General features: G+C 70.5%; 15 protein-coding genes. 5 read left to right on the top strand and 10 right to left on the bottom strand.

From position 1 onward, the window contains the following. Window positions 1-45 precede the first annotated feature (45 nt). The 5 genes from EBN03_RS19510 to EBN03_RS19490 all read right to left on the bottom strand — a co-directional run bounded on the left by EBN03_RS19510 (window position 46) and on the right by EBN03_RS19490 (window position 4,624). Window positions 46-783, bottom strand: a complete 738-nt coding sequence (locus EBN03_RS19510; RefSeq protein WP_122189694.1) for a phosphoglyceromutase — start codon at window positions 781-783, stop codon at window positions 46-48. A gap of 34 nt (window positions 784-817) precedes the next feature. Next, complete coding sequence (locus EBN03_RS19505; protein ID WP_122189693.1) at window positions 818-1,723, bottom strand: ROK family protein; 906 nt, start codon at window positions 1,721-1,723, stop codon at window positions 818-820. 105 nt (window positions 1,724-1,828) lie between these two features. Further along, window positions 1,829-2,332: a type III secretion system chaperone family protein gene (locus tag EBN03_RS19500; RefSeq protein ID WP_122189512.1), complete on the bottom strand. Its 504-nt coding sequence runs from the start codon at window positions 2,330-2,332 to the stop codon at window positions 1,829-1,831. Between the two features lie 73 nt (window positions 2,333-2,405). Further along, window positions 2,406-3,755, bottom strand: a complete 1,350-nt coding sequence (gene mshA / locus EBN03_RS19495) for a D-inositol-3-phosphate glycosyltransferase (protein ID WP_199742887.1) — start codon at window positions 3,753-3,755, stop codon at window positions 2,406-2,408. 47 nt (window positions 3,756-3,802) lie between these two features. Continuing rightward, window positions 3,803-4,624 carry an alpha/beta fold hydrolase gene (locus EBN03_RS19490; RefSeq protein ID WP_122189510.1) on the bottom strand — a complete coding sequence of 274 codons (822 nt, stop codon included), beginning with the start codon at window positions 4,622-4,624 and terminating at the stop codon, window positions 3,803-3,805. Window positions 4,625-4,679: 55 nt separating this feature from the next. Between EBN03_RS19490 and EBN03_RS19485 the strand changes: the two genes are divergently transcribed. Continuing rightward, on the top strand, window positions 4,680-5,411 hold the full coding sequence (locus EBN03_RS19485; RefSeq protein ID WP_122189692.1) for an SDR family NAD(P)-dependent oxidoreductase: 732 nt from the start codon (window positions 4,680-4,682) through the stop codon (window positions 5,409-5,411). A 3-nt stretch (window positions 5,412-5,414) separates the two neighbouring features. Here EBN03_RS19485 and EBN03_RS19480 read toward each other — a convergent pair whose 3' ends face one another. After that, entirely contained in the window at window positions 5,415-6,626 is a 1,212-nt protein-coding gene (locus EBN03_RS19480) for a L,D-transpeptidase (protein ID WP_122189691.1), read from the bottom strand. Window positions 6,627-6,746: 120 nt separating this feature from the next. Beyond that, window positions 6,747-7,853, bottom strand: a complete 1,107-nt coding sequence (locus EBN03_RS19475) for a UDP-N-acetylmuramate dehydrogenase (protein WP_407671181.1) — start codon at window positions 7,851-7,853, stop codon at window positions 6,747-6,749. Window positions 7,854-7,879: 26 nt separating this feature from the next. Here EBN03_RS19475 and EBN03_RS19470 point away from each other — a divergent pair, with 26 nt between their 5' ends. From EBN03_RS19470 to EBN03_RS19460, 3 genes are read left to right on the top strand one after another with little or no spacing between them, the layout of a single operon-like run. Next, window positions 7,880-8,365 carry a DUF2505 domain-containing protein gene (locus EBN03_RS19470; RefSeq protein ID WP_122189508.1) on the top strand — a complete coding sequence of 162 codons (486 nt, stop codon included), beginning with the start codon at window positions 7,880-7,882 and terminating at the stop codon, window positions 8,363-8,365. Window positions 8,366-8,376: 11 nt separating this feature from the next. Further along, window positions 8,377-8,901, top strand: coding sequence for a DUF2505 domain-containing protein (locus tag EBN03_RS19465; RefSeq protein WP_122189507.1), 525 nt, complete (start codon window positions 8,377-8,379; stop codon window positions 8,899-8,901). After that, window positions 8,862-9,680 carry a class I SAM-dependent methyltransferase gene (locus EBN03_RS19460; protein WP_122189506.1) on the top strand — a complete coding sequence of 273 codons (819 nt, stop codon included), beginning with the start codon at window positions 8,862-8,864 and terminating at the stop codon, window positions 9,678-9,680. The genes EBN03_RS19465 and EBN03_RS19460 overlap by 40 nt, the downstream gene beginning before the upstream one ends. 107 nt (window positions 9,681-9,787) lie before the next feature. Here EBN03_RS19460 and purU read toward each other — a convergent pair whose 3' ends face one another. Both purU and EBN03_RS19450 read right to left on the bottom strand, forming a co-directional pair. Then, entirely contained in the window at window positions 9,788-10,669 is an 882-nt protein-coding gene (purU, locus tag EBN03_RS19455; RefSeq protein WP_122189505.1) for a formyltetrahydrofolate deformylase, read from the bottom strand. Between the two features lie 137 nt (window positions 10,670-10,806). After that, window positions 10,807-11,346: a GNAT family N-acetyltransferase gene (locus EBN03_RS19450; protein WP_122189504.1), complete on the bottom strand. Its 540-nt coding sequence runs from the start codon at window positions 11,344-11,346 to the stop codon at window positions 10,807-10,809. A gap of 143 nt (window positions 11,347-11,489) precedes the next feature. Here EBN03_RS19450 and deoC point away from each other — a divergent pair, with 143 nt between their 5' ends. Continuing rightward, window positions 11,490-12,158, top strand: coding sequence for a deoxyribose-phosphate aldolase (deoC, locus tag EBN03_RS19445; protein ID WP_122189503.1), 669 nt, complete (start codon window positions 11,490-11,492; stop codon window positions 12,156-12,158). Window positions 12,159-12,161: 3 nt separating this feature from the next. On the opposite strand, the gene EBN03_RS19440 is transcribed toward deoC, so the two are convergent. Further along, entirely contained in the window at window positions 12,162-12,929 is a 768-nt protein-coding gene (locus EBN03_RS19440) for an LmeA family phospholipid-binding protein (protein WP_122189502.1), read from the bottom strand. Window positions 12,930-12,944: the final 15 nt, after the last annotated feature.

Genomic DNA, 12,944 nt, shown 5'->3' with positions numbered 1-12,944 from the left:
TGACCGCAACCGGTCACGGCGTTCGTCCCAGCGGGACTCAACGCGTCACTTGCCGCCCTGGTTCGCGACGGCGGCGGCGCCCGCGGCGGCGGCCTCCGGGTCCAGGTACTTGCCCGGGCCGATCGGGCGCAGGTTCTCGTCGAGCTCGTAGACCAGCGGGATACCGGTGGGGATGTTGAGTCCGGAGATGTCCGCGTCCGAAATGCCGTCGAGGTGCTTGACCAGGGCGCGCAGCGAGTTGCCGTGCGCGGCGACCAGCACGGTCTTGCCGTCGGTCAGCTCCTTGGAGATGGTCGACTCCCAGTACGGGATCAGACGGTCGACGACGTCCTTGAGGCATTCGGTGGCCGGAACCTGGATGCCGTCGTAGCGGGCGTCACCGGCCTGGCTGTACTCGTCGTCGACGGCGATCGGCGGCGGCGGGGTGTCGTAGCTGCGGCGCCACTCCATGAACTGGTCGTCGCCGTAGGTGTCGCGGATCTGAGCCTTGTTCTTGCCCTGCAGGGCGCCGTAGTGGCGCTCGTTGAGCCGCCAGTCGCGCACGACCGGGATCCAGTGCCGGTCGGCGGCGTCCAGCGCGAAGTTGGCGGTGTTGATCGCGCGGCGCAGCAGCGAGGTGAACACGATGTCGGGAAGTACGCCCGCCTCGGCCAGCAGTTCGCCGGCGCGCTTGCCCTCGGCCTTGCCCTTGTCGGTCAGGTGCACGTCCACCCAGCCGGTGAACAGGTTCAGGGCGTTCCATTCGCTCTCGCCGTGGCGCAGCAGCACGAGGGTGTACGTCATGGCGGTCATTTTTCCACGACGCGAATTGCCCTGTTCACCGGCCTCCGCGCAGGTCGCCGGTCTCGGCGGCGGCCAGCAGCGCGGCACCGGCGAGGGTCGCGCCGGCGCTGATCCGCGACCGCACGACGGTCAGACCGCGCACGAAGCTCAGGCCCGCGTGCCGGGTCACCGCCGCGTGCAGCGGATCCCACAGTGGCGCACCCGATTCGGCGAACCCGCCGCCGATCACCACCCGGTCCAGATCGAGTAGCGCGGCCGCGGACGCGACCGCGCGGCCGAGCGCGTCACCGGCCCGGGCGAGCGCGGCGACGGCGACCGGGTCCCCGGCGTGCGCGGCGGCGGCGAGTTCGGCGCCGGTGGTTCCGGTCCAGCCGTGTGCCCGCGCCCAGCGCGCGCTCGCCATTCCGCTCGCCACGGCCTCGACACAGCCGAATCCGCCACAGGCACAGGGCTCGTCGGATCCGGAGACCGCGAGATGGCCGATGTGCCCGGCGTTTCCGGTGCGCCCGTGCGCGACCCGGCCGTCGAGCAGCAGGCCGCCGCCGACGCCGGAGGACACGGTCATGGCCAAACCGTTTGCCACACCACGTAATTCACCGAAGGTCCGTTCGGCGAGGGTGAGACAGACCCCGTCGATGGCCAGCCGCACCCGGGCCGCCGGGAACAGCTCACGCACCGCGTCGACGAGCGCGAAACCCGCAGCCCACTCCGGAATATTCACCGGCGCAACAGATCCGGTGTCCTCGTCCACCGGTCCGGCCGAACCGATGCCTACCGCATCTACCCGCGCGTCCCCGGCCACCGTCCGCAACAGGCCCGCAGCCGCCGCCCAAACCCCGTTGGGCGGCACCGGAACTCGCCGCACATCGCGCACCTGCCCGCCGTCCGCCACACCCGCGGCCAGTTTGGTGGCGCCCACGTCCAGCGCCAGCACCGTCACACCGACACCTCGCCGGTCGGTTCCGGCGCACACCGGCGGTTCCCCTGGTCGTTCCCGCCTCGACTCGGCAGTACTTGTGGCGCACCGTGTTTCCGGTTCACGCGCTCATTCCTCTTCCGGCGTCACCAGATGTTCGAACGCGCGCAGATTCTTCAGGGATTCACCGCGCGAGACCCGCCACTTCCACTCCTTGCGGATGGAGGTCGCGAACCCCAGCTCCAGCAGGGTGTTGAAGTCGGCGTCGACGGCCTCCAGCACCTGCCCCAGCACCCGGTCCAGTTCGTCGGGTGTCACGGACTCCACCGACATGCGGCCGACCAGGTAGATGTCGCCCAGCCGGTCCAGGGTGTAGGCCACACCGTACAGGCGGCGGTTGCGGCGCAGCAGGAACTTGTAGACGCCCTCGAAGTTCTCGTCCGGCTTGCGGCACACGAAGCTCTCCAGGCGGACCCCGTGCTTGCCGACGGTCAACCCGACCACGGTCTTGAGCTTGCGCTCGCCCGGCAGCACGACCACGAACGTGCCGGAACCGTCCCGGCTGTGCTCGATCTCGCGGTCGACGAGGGTGTCCGCGATCAGCTGCGCGGTCTGCTCCGCCTCGGTACCCATGTGCCTCCCTGCCCGCGCACGCCGTCGCGGGCGCGCCGCGAACTGCTTCGGATCGGCCAGGACATACCGGACGCTAGTGGAGGACGCCGGCCCGGCGGCGCCACAACGCCCGCGACCGGGCCTGACTCTCGGCACTCACGGTACCGGTCGCGCGGGAATCGGCCCTCCGATACCCCGCCAGCGCGCGCCCGTAACTGTCGAGCAGGCCGTCGGCCGTGTGCGCCCAGGAGAAGCCGGCGGCGTGCTCGGCCGCGGCGGCCCGCATGGCCCGCAGCCGGTCCGGGTCGTCGAGCAGCGAGCGCAGCGCGGCCGCCCAGTCGCCGGTGCCGTGCCCGTCGACCAGCAGGCCGGTCCGGTTGTCGCGCACCGCGGTGCCCAGGCCGCCGACGTGCGCGGCCAGCACCGGGGTGCCCGCGGCCTGCGCCTCGATGGCGACCAGGCCGAACGATTCGTTGTAGCTGGGCACCGCGACCAGGTCGGCGGCCCGGTACACCTGCACCAGCCGCTGCGGCGGCTGCGGTGGCAGGAAGGTCACCCGGTCGGCGATGCCGAGTTCGGCGGCCAGGTCCATCAGGGCGTGCGGCCGTTCCAGGCCGCTGCCGGACGGGCCGCCGACGATGAGCACCCGCAGCCGGCGGTCCGGCTGCGCATACAGCACCTCGGCCGCAGCCCGCACCAGCACGTCGGGTGCCTTCAGCGGCTGGATCCGGCCCACGAACGCGACGATCTGCTCGTCGGCGGCCAGACCGAACTCGGCGCGCGCGGCGGCCCGATCACCGGGCCGGTAGCGGGTCAGGTCGGCGCCGGGCAGCACCACATCGATCCGGTCCGGGTCGGCGCCGTAGTAGGCGGCCAGCTGCCGTGCCTCGTCGGAGGTGTTGGCGATCAGCCGGTCCGCTTCCATGGTCAGCTGCTTCTCCCCCACCTCGCGGGCGGCCGGTTCCGGGCTGTCGCCCTCGGCGAGGTAGGCGTTCTTCACCGCGGCCAGCGTGTGCGCGGTGTGCACCTGCGGCACCCGCCAGCGGTCGCGGGCCAGCACACCCACCTGGCCGGACAGCCAGTAGTGGGAGTGGATGAGGTCGTAGTAGCCGGGCAGCTGCCGGGCCTCCTGGCGCAGCACCTCGGCGGAGAAGGGGCACAGCTGGGTGGGCAGATCGTGCTTGTCCAGGCCCTCGAACGGACCGGCCACCACGTTCCGGACCAGGACGCCGGGTGCGGCCTGCACGACGGGCTCGTCGGCCGAGGAGGTGGCCCGGGTGAAGATCTCCACCTCGACGTTGCGGCGGGCGAGCTCGAGGGCCGTCTGCAGCACGTAGACGTTCATGCCGCCGGCGTCGCCGGTACCCGGCTGGGCCAGTGGTGAGGTGTGCACCGACAGTACGGCGATTCGGCGCGGACGTTCACTCACCTTTTCAGTGTGCACCCACCACTGGGGAGTGCGACGCGGCCCGGGTCACCTAGTGAGGACCGTCACAAGGTCTCGGCGAAGCCGGTCACCTCCGCCACGAACCGCTCGGGGTCTTCGATGAAGAGCCCGTGTTGCGCTCCCTCCCAATAGGATTCGCGCACATCCGGGACGGCCTCGGCGATGTAGCGCCCGTCGGTGACCGGCACGACGGGGTCGTCCGTGCCGTGCATCACCAGCACCGGAATATCCAAAGATTCGAGCGTCGCGCTGTTGTCTATCGTGCGATAGAACAGGGCCTTGCGTACCCGCGGCAGCGTGGCCAGGCTGAGCCCGAACATGCGCTGCGCGTCGACGCCCTTGTCCCGGCCGGGCCCGACCGAGGCGTTGCCGAACGCCGCGAACCCGCGCATCGCCCGCCCCGCACCCTCCGCGAACACGTCCGGAATGGCCTCCTTCATGACCCGCCCCTGCTCGGCACCCGGCACGCCGGGCCCGATCGAGGCCAGCGACCCGCAGTACACGACCCCGGCCACCGCGTCCGTCCCGTGCACGCTCAGGTAGTCGGTGAGCACGATCCCGCCGTACGACCACCCCAGCAGTACCGCCCCGGAGTCGACGCTCTCGGCCGCGAGCACCGCCGCCACGTCCCCGGCCCAGGCGACCGGATCGTCGTAACCCGCCTCGGGGGCATCGGAGTAGCCGTGGCCCCGCAGGTCCACCGCGATCACCCGAAAACGTTGCGCCAGAAGTTCTTCCGCCGTCCCCCAGCAGCGCAGCGAGGCCGCCCAGCCGTGCAGCAGCACCAGCGGCCGCGCACCCTGCGGGCCGGTCACCCGGTACACGATCTGAGTTCCGTCCGGGCTGACCACATTTCGAACCGACATGCGCGCAGCGTACCGACCGGTGCTGTTCGGCTGCCCGGGTCCTAAGCTGACCCGCATGAGCACTCGTACTGCCGTCGTCACCGGCGCGAGTTCCGGGATCGGCGAGGCGACCGCCCGGGAACTCGCGAAACAGGGCTACCACGTCTACATCGGCGCCCGGCGGGTCGACCGGCTGGAGCGGCTCGCGGCGGAGATCGGCGGCACGGCGCTGCCGCTCGACGTCACCGACGACGCCTCGGTCGAGGCGTTCGCCGCCGCGATCGAACACGCGAACGTGCTGGTCAACAATGCCGGCGGCGCGAAGGGCCTGGCCCCGGTGGCCCAGGCGGACCTCGACGACTGGCGCTGGATGTGGGAAACCAACGTGCTCGGCACGCTGCGCGTCACGAAAGCCTTGCTGCCCAAGCTGATCGCGTCCGGCGACGGCCTGATCGTCACCATCACCTCGGTGGCGGCGTTCGAGGCGTACGAGAACGGTTCCGGCTACACCTCGGCCAAGCACGCGCAGGCGGTGCTGCACCGCACGCTGCGCACCGAATTGCTCGGGCAGCCGGTTCGCCTGACCGAAATCGCCCCGGGCGCAGTCGAAACCGAGTTCTCGCTGGTCCGCTTCGGTGGTGACGCGGAACGGGCGGCCAAGGTGTACGAGGGCATCGACAACCTGGTCGCCGACGATATCGCCGAGATCGTCGGCTTCGTGGCGAGCCGGCCGCCGCACGTCAACCTGGACCAGATCATCGTCAAGCCCCGGGATCAGGCGGCGGCGGGCCGCTTCCACCGCCGGTAACGGTCAGCGTGGGGCGGGGGCCAGCGCAGTCGGCGAGGCCACCGGGGCGCCGGAGGCGACCGGGGGCTCGCCGCCGAGAGCGGACATCGACTTCCAGGTCTCGTAGTCGATGGACCAGTCGTAGATGTCGCCGTCCACCGCGGACAGTTGCAGGCGGGTGCCGCTCACCTCGACCGGGTCGCCGTACATGGCGGTCGGGAAGTAGGTGGCCGCGTCCTCGGTGCTCAGGTTGATGCAGCCGTTGGTTACGTTCGAATTACCTTGCGCGGCAGCCGATTCCGGGTTCGCGTGGATGAATTCGCCGTTGTCCGAGATCCGGACCGCCCAGCGCTCGTGGACGTTGGAGTATCCCGCGGCCGGATTGGACATGTAGAAGTCCTGGTACTTCTCGGTCACCACGTGGATCCCGGACCGCGTCACGTTGCGGTCCACGTCGCCCTCGCCGTAACTGCACGGGAAGTCGAACAGCAGCGCACCGTCCCGGTACACCTGCACCCGGTGCGAGGACGCCACGCCCTTGACGATCTGGCTACGGCCGATGGTGAAGTTGGAGCTGATGTCCTGGTCGCCGAACGCGCCACCGCCCAGGTCCTGCCCGTACAGCTTGGCCGTGAACTGCACCGTGGTGCCCGGCTGCCAATACTCCTTGGGCCGCCAGTGCGCGCGGGAACCCTTGTCGCTCGGCGGCAGCCACGCCCAGCTGCCCTCGGTCGGCGGATTGGTCACCATCGACAGCGCCTTCTCGACGCCCGCCTTGTTCTCCACCGGGCCCATGAACTGCAGCATCAGCGGCGCCGCGATGCCGACCTCCTGGCCGTCCCCGATATTGATGTTGGCGCCGAGCGTCTTGGCCGGGTTCACCACACTGAACTTGCCGGTGATCGGCACCGGTTTCCCGTCGGTGCCGATAGCGGTCCCCGACCAGGAGTAGGTGACGCCGTAGCCCAGCGGCTCGGTGACCTTGAACCCGGACTTGTCCGCGCTCAGCTGGCCGGTGACCTGCTTGCCGTTCGGGTTGGACAGGGCCACCTGGTCGATGTGACCGTTCGCGACCGACAGCGACACCGGCGCCAGCGGATTCACGTCGGTGGCACCGTCGGCGGGCTCGAATGTCACCTTCGCGACCGGCGCGGCCGGTGCTGCCGGACCACTGCCGGAGGGGCCACTGGACTTGGTGCAGGCGGCCAGCACTGCGGCGGAGGCCAGCTGGGTCATCCCGATCAGCAGGGCACGGCGATTGGTGGCTCGACGAACAGTCACTTGCTCGAATTTACCGAAGGTCCCGGAGCGGGAGCCGCGTGTCTCACTGGAGCCACGCCGTACCGGGCGCGTCGGTCACACCGTGATGCCCACTGTGACCGGTTCCGGTTCCAGCTCGACCGTGAACCGTTCCGCCACTCCGGATCGCACCGCGCGAGCCAGCTCGACCAGATCCGCCGCGGTCGCCGCGCCGCGGTTGGTCAGGGCCAGCGTGTGTTTCGTGGACAGCCGGGCCGGGGCACCGGGACCGGGGTGTCCCTTGCCGAAACCGGCCCGCTCGATCAGCCAGCCGGCCGAGAACTTGATCCCCTCCGGCGTCTCCCACGAGGGCACTGTGACTTCACCCACATGCGCGGCGATCGCGGCGTGCACCGCGCTCGCGCGCTCGTGCGGGACCACCGGATTGGTGAAGAACGAGCCGGCACTCCAGGTGTCGTGATCGCCGTCGGCGAGCACCATGCCCTTGCCGGCGCGCAGCCGCAGCACGGTCGCGCGCACGAGGTCCGCCGGGCGGGTCTGCCCCTCCTCGGCGCCGAGGCTCTGGGCCAGCTCGCGATAGCGCAGCGGCGCGCTCTGCCCCGAGGGATCCAGCTCGAATTCCACCGCGAGCACCACGGCCGCGTCGCTGTGCTTGAGCACCGACGTGCGGTAACCGAACCCGAGATCCTCGGGCAGCACCCAGTCGATCGCTCCGCTCGACCGGTCCAGGATCCGCACCCGCCGCAACAACTGCGCAACCTCGACGCCGTAGGCGCCCACGTTCTGCACCGGCGTCGCCCCCGCCGAACCCGGAATCCCGGACAGGCATTCGAGGCCGCCGAGCCCGGCGGACACGGTCGCCGCGACGACCTCGTCCCACACCGCACCCGCCTCGGCGCACACGCTGTCGGTCCCCAACTCGACCCCGGCGGCGGCGATCCGCACCACGACACCGGGGAAACCGTCGTCGGAGATCAGCAGGTTGCTGCCCCCGGCCAGCAGCAGAACCGGGATCCCGGCCGTGTCCAGGGCGCCGACCGTGGCGACCAGCGCATCGGTCGTGCGGCATTCGGCGACCACCGCCGGACCGCCGACCCGCAGCGTGGTCAGCTCGGCCAGCGGCTGCCCGGGCCGCAGGCGCGCGCCGGTGGATGCCAGCAGGTCGGACAGCTCGTCGAACGGCACCGTCGCAGATGTACGCACAAGCACAAACGGTAGCGTGTTCCACCATGGCGACACCCCTGGCATACACCGCGCACTACGCTCTACCGGCCGCGAAGGTCCGTGCGGCGCTGTCGGACGAGCAGTACTGGACGACCCGGCTCGCCGAGGTCGGCGGCCCGGGCGCGCACCTGGACTCCTTCAGCTCCGACGGCGCGCGGCTGAAGGTCGAGATGACCCAGGCGATCCCCGCCGCCGATCTGCCCGCGCAGATCACCGCGGTCCGCCCCGGCGACCTGATCATCCCGCGCGCCGAGACCTACGACGGCGACTCCGGCACCTTCCAGGCGCACGTCGAGGGCGCACCCGCGCAGGTACACGGCACCGTCACGCTGAGCGGTGACGAGAACTCGTCCACCGTGACCGTGGCCGGCACCGTGGAGGTGGCGATCCCGCTGTTCGGCAAGAAGATCGAGGCCGCGGTCGCCGAGAAGTTGACCGAGTTGCTGGCGCGGGAAGCCGAATTCACCGGCAGCTGGGTCGCGGCCCACTAGGCTCTCCGCCCATGGTCCGCAGACTCGATTACTCAGCACGGTATCCACTGCGCACGTCCCACGAGCTGTACGCGACATTGGCAGATCAGGACTACTGGGAAGCCCGGATGGCGGAGATGCGCAAGCACAGTCCGAACCATCTGACCGCGTTCTCGGTGTCCGAGAACGGGATCCGGGCCGAGGTCCGGCACGTGGTTCCCCGGGATTTGCTACCCGATCTGGCGCGCACGGTACTGCGCAAGGATATGGAGATCACCCGAGTCGAGAACTACGGCCCCGAGGGCGCGCAGGTCGAGGGCTCGTATACCGCGACCATCCCCAGCGCGCCGGGCAGCCTGGGCGGCACCATGCGGCTGTTCACCACCGAAACCGGCTGCACCCTGCGGTATTCGTCGGTCGCGAAGGTGAACATCCCGTTCGTCAACAGATCGCTCGAACAGCTGATACTGGTCAACCTGGTCGAGTTGTTCCGAGCAGAGGCAGAATTCACCGAACAGTGGTTGAGCGAACGGAAACCGGTCGGCGAGCCCGGCTAGCCGCGGGCACGGCGCGCCCGGTCGGCGCGATCACGCGGGGCACCACCGGGATCAACCGGCTGCGCCGCAGCGACCGCTGGCTGGTGCACGACCGGCTGGTCCGCGAACGGCTCACGGCCGCAACGGATCCGCTGGTCGTGGACCTCGGGTACGGTGCCAGCCCGGTCACCACCCTGGAACTGGCCGCCCGGCTGCGCCGGGTGCGCCCCGACGTCGCCGTGGTCGGGCTGGAGATCGACCCGGAGCGGGTCGTCCCCGGCCGCGACGGAGTCCGGTTCGCCCGCGGCGGTTTCGAGCTCGCCGGCCTGCGCCCGACCCTGGTCCGCGCGTTCAACGTGCTGCGCCAGTACCCCGAGTCGGCGGTGCCCGGCGCGTGGGAGTTGTTGCGGGACGGCCTGTCTCCCGACGGCCTGCTCGTCGACGGCACCTGCGACGAGTTGGGCCGCCGCTGTGCCTGGGTGCTGCTGGACCGTACCGGGCCGCGCTCGCTGACCCTGGCCTGGGACCCGTTCACCGTGGACCGGCCCTCGGATCTGGCCGAGCGACTGCCGAAGATCCTGATCCACCGCAACATTCCCGGCGAACGCATCCACACCCTGCTCACCGCCGCCGACCGCGCCTGGGCGCACGCGGCGTCGCTGGCGCCCTACGGCCCCCGAGTCCGGTGGCGTGCCGCGGCTGCGATGTTGCGCGACAACGGTTTTCCGCTCGCCGATCCCCGCAGGCGCCTGCGCGACAACGTCATGACGGTACCGTGGGCGGCCGTCGCGCCACTCTGAGCACGCGAATCATCGACTGCGCCAGGCGAATCAGAAGCCCGCGCGAATCATCGACTGCGCCAGGCGAATCAGAAGCCCGCGCGAACGATCGACTGCGCCCGGCCGAATCAGTCGAATACGACCGTGCGCCGCCCGTGCACCAGCACCCGGCCTTCCAGATGCCAGCGCAACCCGCGCGCCAGCACCACCCGCTCGATATCACGCCCCAGCCGGACCATGTCGTGCACGGTGTCGGCGTGGTCGATGCGGGTCACGTCCTGCTCCAGGATCGGCCCCGCATCCAGTTCCGCGGTCACGTAGTGGCAGGTCGCGCCGATCAGCTTCACGCCGCGGGCGAACGCCTGATGGTACGGGCGGGCGCCGACGAACGACGGCAGGAAGCTGTGGTGGATGTTGATCGCCTTGCCCGCCCAGTGCTGGCACAGGTGCGGCGGCAACACCTGCATGAAACGGGCCAGCACCACCGCGTGCGGATCGTGTTCGTCGACCAGCGCCCGCACCTGCTGGAACGCCGGGCCTCGCTCGGCCGGGTCCTTGGGGAAGGGCACGTAGTGGAATTTCACGCCGTGCGCCTGGGTGAGTTCGGCCAGGTCCGGGTGGTTGCCGATGACGGCTTCGATGGTGGCGGGCAGTTCCCCGCTGATCGCGCGGCCCAGCAGGTCGTGCAGGCAGTGCCCGTCCTTGCTGACCAGGACCACGGCCCGGCGGCGGGAGCCGGTGTCGAACAGCTGCCAGTCGGTCTGCTTGCCGAGCTCGGCGGCGACCGCGGTGAACCGGGTCCGCAGTTCGTCGAGCCCGAACGGCACGGTCTCGGCCCGGATCGCCTGCCGGGTGAAGAACCAGCCGGTGTCGGTGTCGGAGTGGTAGCCGGCCTCCACGATCGACCCGCCGAACTCGGCGATGAACGACGTGATCTTGGCAATGATGCCGGGACGGTCGGGGCACCCGAGGGTGAGGACGTACCGGCGGTCGGCGGGCGTGGAACTCATGGGTGAATCCTCCCACTTCGGCCCCCTCCGGCAGGCCCGGACCCGCTCGAGGGCCCACCAGGTGGAACGAGCGTCGCGAACCCCGCACCGGCCGCGGCCGCCCGGCTACCCGCCGAAGGAGACCGGATCGGACCGGCTCAAATCGCGTAGAACGGTGCGGCGTAACGGAACTCGCCGGTGATGTCAGACTGGTAGCTGCTCAGCGGCCGCACCTGGAAATGGCCGGCCCAGCTCGGCTCGTCCGGCCGGATCCCGAGCCGCGCCCCCGGCAGGAACCCGAACCGCGGGTAGTACTCGAGGCTGCCCAGCAGTCCGACCAGCTGCTGGTCGAGCGCGTCCGCGGCCCCCAGCGCCGAATACATCAGCGCGGCGCCGACCCCGTGGCGCTGCCGGTCCGGCACCACGCCGAGCGGGCCCAGTGCCAGCACCGGGAACGGGCCCACCACGGCCCGGGTCAGGCACACGTGCCCGATCACCCCCTCGTGGTCCTCCGCCACCAGCGACAGCGTCGGAATCCAGCTGTCGTCGGCTCGCAACGCGTGGACCAGACCCACCTCCGGCGGCTCGGACGCACCGCCACCACCCGCGGCGACCGCGAGCCGCGATTGCGCGAAGGCACCGCGGTGCACCGCGTCGATCGCCGCGATATCGCCGGCCCGCTCCCGCCGGATCACCACCCGAGACACGGCACTACGCCCCTCTCGTCCCGTCACGGACACCGCTGGAGATCACGCGGCATCTACGAGTGTGCGCGTGGCCCAACGGCCCCGCAACGGACTTATCGTGTCCGGGCACCACGCCTGTGCCAGACTCTGTACCCATGCCTGCCGACGTGCTGACCCGCCGCGAGGTGGCGGCCATGATCGACCACACCCTGCTCGCCCCCGAGGCCACCGCCGCGGACGTGGCGGCCACGATCGCCGAGGCGCGGGAGCTGGGCGTGCACGCGGTGTGCCTGTCCCCCTCGGTCCTGCCGGTGCAGGCGCCCGGACTGGCCGTCGCCACCGTCGCCGGATTCCCGTCCGGCAAGCACCACAGCCTGGTGAAGGGCACCGAGGCCCGGCTCGCGGTACAGCAGGGAGCCACCGAGGTCGACATGGTGATCGACGTCGGCGCGGCGCTGGCCGGGGACTTCGACTCGGTCCTGATCGACATCCTCACCGTCCGGGAAGCGGTCGAGGACCGGGTGGTCCTCAAGGTGATCATCGAATCGGCCGCGCTGCCCGATACAACCATCGTCGAGGTGTGCCGGATCGCCGAACGGGCGGGCGCGGATTTCGTCAAGACCTCCACGGGTTTCCACCCGTCCGGCGGCGCCAGCGTGCACGCGGTCCGGCTGATGGCCGACACCGTCGGCGGGCGGCTCGGGATCAAGGCCTCTGGCGGTATCCGCACCGCCGAGGAAGCCGCCGCACTGATCGCGGCCGGTGCCACCCGGCTCGGGTTGTCCAGGTCGCGAACGGTGCTGGCGGGCTTCACCGCGGACTGAGGGTCAGCAGGTCATCTGCGGCTGGGTGCCGTCGGGGGCGGCGAGGTTGCTGTGCCCGCCTTCCAAGTCGATCCGAATTCCGTTGTCGACCACCTTGACCGCGGTCGGTTTCATGTCCAGCGGATAGGTCTGCACCGCGCCGGTCATCGAACTGACGATGCCCGACACCAGGTCGGTGGGCAGCCCGATGCCCAACAGCTGCGCCTGGGAGGTGGTGACCTCGATCTTGCCGTCGACCACCTGCGGGATCAGCTTCAGCTGAGCCAGTCCGCCGAGCACCTGCACATCGACCGACTGGCCGTCGGGATCCGACTGCACCCCGGAGACCAGGCCGTTCAGCGTCTGCGCGATACCGGCGTCGCTCCACGTCGCCGTGGCGCTGCTGCTGCCGACGGACGCGTTGTTCGAATCGGTGTCGATGTCGTTGAGCCGCGCGTGCAGCTGGATGCCGGTGGTCTGGCCGACGCTCGCGTCGTCGGTGTCGACCGTGACGTAGGGGACCTTGTGGTCGACCATGGTGAGCAGCAACGGTTTCGGGCCGAAATGAACCGACGCGCCGGTACCCAGGCTCTGCTCCAGCCCACTGGAGATGCAGTGCGAGATCCGGGTTCGGGCGTAGGCCTCGCCACCGGCGAGGGTGCCGGCGACCACCACTGCGGTCGCGAGTCCGCCGATCAACATCACACGGCGAACCTTGCGCGGTGTGCCGCCGCGCGCCGGGTCGGCAGGCGTTGGGCTGCCGACGACGGTATCCGGAGGGTACGAACTCATGGCGGAGATCTTTCC

The organism is Nocardia stercoris (genome assembly GCF_003696265.1).
GTDB classification, from domain to species: domain Bacteria; phylum Actinomycetota; class Actinomycetes; order Mycobacteriales; family Mycobacteriaceae; genus Nocardia; species Nocardia stercoris.
Note: the sequence above shows the minus strand (reverse complement) of the source record. Positions and strands in the feature narration are given on the sequence as shown.

Excerpts from the sequence above, each read along its gene's own strand:
- purU (WP_122189505.1), bottom strand. The coding sequence starts at position 10,669 with ATGAGTTCCACGCCCGCCGACCGCCGGTACGTCCTCACCCTCGGGTGC.
- EBN03_RS19500 (WP_122189512.1), bottom strand. The coding sequence starts at position 2,332 with ATGGGTACCGAGGCGGAGCAGACCGCGCAGCTGATCGCGGACACCCTC.
- EBN03_RS19465 (WP_122189507.1), top strand. The coding sequence starts at position 8,377 with ATGGTCCGCAGACTCGATTACTCAGCACGGTATCCACTGCGCACGTCC.
- EBN03_RS19470 (WP_122189508.1), top strand. The coding sequence starts at position 7,880 with ATGGCGACACCCCTGGCATACACCGCGCACTACGCTCTACCGGCCGCG.
- EBN03_RS19440 (WP_122189502.1), bottom strand. The coding sequence starts at position 12,929 with ATGAGTTCGTACCCTCCGGATACCGTCGTCGGCAGCCCAACGCCTGCC.
- EBN03_RS19510 (WP_122189694.1), bottom strand. The coding sequence starts at position 783 with ATGACGTACACCCTCGTGCTGCTGCGCCACGGCGAGAGCGAATGGAAC.
- EBN03_RS19490 (WP_122189510.1), bottom strand. The coding sequence starts at position 4,624 with ATGTCGGTTCGAAATGTGGTCAGCCCGGACGGAACTCAGATCGTGTAC.
- EBN03_RS19480 (WP_122189691.1), bottom strand. The coding sequence starts at position 6,626 with ATGACCCAGCTGGCCTCCGCCGCAGTGCTGGCCGCCTGCACCAAGTCC.
- EBN03_RS19485 (WP_122189692.1), top strand. The coding sequence starts at position 4,680 with ATGAGCACTCGTACTGCCGTCGTCACCGGCGCGAGTTCCGGGATCGGC.
- deoC (WP_122189503.1), top strand. The coding sequence starts at position 11,490 with ATGCCTGCCGACGTGCTGACCCGCCGCGAGGTGGCGGCCATGATCGAC.